A 3005-nucleotide genomic window follows, 5' to 3' on the forward strand; every position below is an offset into this window, starting at 1 on the left:
GCCCACACTCGTGCTTGAACAGTCAGTTTTGAATGAAAATATTGCAAGCGTTCGTCGTCGCATTGATGGCGATAAAAGCATACGCTTAGTCGTCAAATCTTTACCGTGTGCTGAGTTAATTAAATACATTAGTGATCAACTAAATTGCTCACGGTTCATGTGTTTTCACGGACCTTTTATCAAGCAGACCGCAAAAATCTTTCCCAAGGCAGATATTCTGTTAGGCAAGCCCATGCCCCCGGCAAGTTTTGAGCACCTTGCGACTGAATTTCTTCAAGAAGGTTTAGTGCTAGATAATGTTCAGTGGCTAATCGATACTCACGAACACTTAGACGCATATTTGGAAATTGCTGAGCGGCTGAACATAAACATTCGTATTAACTTAGAGATCAATATAGGTCTGAACCGCGGGGGTTTCGCTCACGAAGATCAACTAAAAATCGCGTTACTTACCATCGCAGATTCAGAGAATCTAAGTTTCTCAGGTCTCATGGGCTATGAAGCTCATGCGTCTAAAATCCCTGATGTATTCGGGGGTATGAAATTAGCACTTAAACAGGTCACAGAGAAATATCGCCGCTTCAAAGCGATTGCAGAGCGTTTTGGCAATCAAGAAGAGCTAACATTTAATAGCGCTGGCAGTACAACTTTCACTGAGTATCAGGGCAACGATGTCATTAATGATATTTCGATTGGATCTATCTTTGTAAAACCTGAAGACTTTGAGCTTCCTCATTTGAACGAGTTCAAGCCAGCATTGTTCATTGCAACACCAATACTAAAGGCAGTCGAAAAACCACAACTCCCCTTACCTCAGCCCTTCAATACCCCATTGAATTCACTATTTCGCTTTATCGGTAAAGTCCCTAATAAAGGTGCATATATTTACGGAGGTAACTGGATGGCGAGTCCATTTTATCCAGAGGGTTTCAAGACTAACTCCTTGTTTGGTCGATCGAGCAATCAAGAATTTATATCGCACACTAACGACACTCTAAAGCCTGGTGACTGCGTTTTATTTCGTCCGACCCAAAGCGAGGCGGTCATGCTCCAGTTTGGAGAACTTCTGTTAATCAAACCAAATAACGAAATCGACTACTGGCCGGTTTATCAAGCGACTCAAGTCAGACTTGATGCTAATAAAAAAGGTAAATCTCGAGAGTCGTAATGATTGAAGTTTGTATCGCCCTTTTATGCATAGTTTTTCCTGCAATCGCAATTACGCTAGGACTGCGTCATGCTCTAATTGATCGAGCAGGACTGGTATTGGTTTGTTTTGCGAGCGGGATTCTCTTGAACACACTAACCGGTTCTATTACCGATGTCTCGCCTTTTGTGTCCAATTCGCTTATCAATATTCAAACCCAAATTACAGAACTCACAATCGCTCTTGCGCTACCCTTACTCGTATTTTCTATAGATTTAAAAAGTGCTTTTACCCAAGCAGGTTCATCTAGTAAATCTATGTTGATGGCTTTTGCTTCAATCATTATTTGTACGTTTATCCTCAGTTTTATTTTTCAAGGACACATCGAAGGCTTATGGCAGGTAGCAGGCTTATCTGTTGGTGCTTATACGGGCGGAGGGCCAAACATGGCCGCAATCAACGCAGCCATAGAAGGTGATAAAGATATATTCGTGATGATGACTAGCTATGACATTCTATTATCTGCGATATATTTGCTATTTGTCTTAAGTTTCGCCAAACCGCTATTCACCAAAGTCTTATTACCAGCAGCTCAGGACGTACTTAACAAGTCGGAAAACAAGTTTGCACATTTGGGCGAAGAAACCTCAGCAAGTTACCAAGTACTTGGAACGCTCAGAGGTTTAAAAGAAGGTATAATTACGGCAGTGCTCTCGCTACTAATCATTGGTTTAGCACTTGGCTTGGCGAGTCTCTTGCCCAGTTCAATGAAATCATCAGGAACAATCATTCTCATTACAACGCTCGGAATGCTTGCTTCGTTCATTCCTCAAATTCGTCGTTTAACAGTGAGCTTTCGCGTTGGAATGTACCTAGTACTTGTGTTCTGCTTTACGATGGGAAGTATGACGAACTTAAGTGTTCTAGCAGATTTAAATTGGGCTCTGTTTAGCTACATTGGCTTAATGCTAATTGGCGCTATGACAATTCATGCGGGACTCTGTCGCGTTTTCAAGATTGATGTAGACACTTTCTTGGTCACATCTTCCGCAGCAATAATGTCTGTACCTTTTATCCCAGTGATTGTTGGAGCACTTCGCAATCAAGCCTTATTGGTGCCCGGTTTTTGCGCGGCAATTACTGGCTATGTTCTCGGTAATTATTTAGGAATCGTCGTGGCAATATCGTTAAAATCTATCCTTTGATTGTAGGCTAAGCTTAGTATTGCCATTCGTCCTCAAACACGAACTCATCTAAGCTACGCTCTGTCGCCCACTCCTCCATAACGAGCATGGGCTTCTCATAGAAAGCATCTACATGACCAATGCATAGAATCGCGACAGGATGGCTATCGGGCGGCATGTTTAAAACCGTTTTTAGCGCCTCAGGGTCAAAAATGGAGACCCATCCCATACCAATTCCCTCAGCACGCGCGGCAAGCCACATATTTTGAATAGCGCAAGACAACGAAGCCAAATCCATTTCTGGTAATGTTCGTCGCCCAAATACATGTTCATCACGCTTATCGGGCAGTGCCGCAACAATGACATCTGAACATTCTTTTAAACCCTCTACTTTGAGTTTAAGAAACTCAGCTTTGCGAGAGGCTAATGCAGCAGCGGTAAGATCGCGCTCATTCTCTACTAGCGTTTGAATCGCTTCACGCTTTTCAGTATTGCGAATTCGGATAAAACGCCACGGCTGCATTAAACCAACACTCGGAGCCATATGAGCCGCATATAGCAGCTTGCTAATAAGGTCTTCGGAAACCTTCTCGTTATTAAAATGCCGCATATCTCGGCGTTCCGCCATGACTTTATAAATGGCTGTTTTTTCTGCGCGAGTATAGGAAAACGTA

At 42.8% G+C, this 3005-nt stretch carries 3 protein-coding genes; 2 read left to right on the forward strand and 1 reads right to left on the reverse strand.

The features are described 5' to 3' along the window. Nucleotides 1-1168, forward strand: a 1168-nt coding sequence (locus tag A3739_RS14450; protein ID WP_068501879.1) for an alanine racemase, incomplete at its 5' end; no start/stop codon positions are given. Further along, nucleotides 1168-2352 carry a DUF819 family protein gene (locus tag A3739_RS14455; RefSeq protein WP_068481581.1) on the forward strand — a complete coding sequence of 395 codons (1185 nt, stop codon included), beginning with the start codon at nucleotides 1168-1170 and terminating at the stop codon, nucleotides 2350-2352. The genes A3739_RS14450 and A3739_RS14455, both read left to right, overlap by 1 nt. 13 nt (nucleotides 2353-2365) lie before the next feature. Here the strand turns inward: A3739_RS14455 and bluB are convergent. Then, nucleotides 2366-3005, reverse strand: a 640-nt coding sequence (bluB, locus tag A3739_RS14460; RefSeq protein ID WP_197472335.1) for a 5,6-dimethylbenzimidazole synthase, incomplete at its 5' end; no start/stop codon positions are given.

This window comes from Oleiphilus sp. HI0067 (assembly GCF_001635735.1).

What these genes read in the sequence shown, in the direction of transcription:
- A3739_RS14455 (WP_068481581.1), top strand. Translation starts at nt 1,168, where the DNA reads ATGATTGAAGTTTGTATCGCCCTTTTATGCATAGTTTTTCCTGCAATC.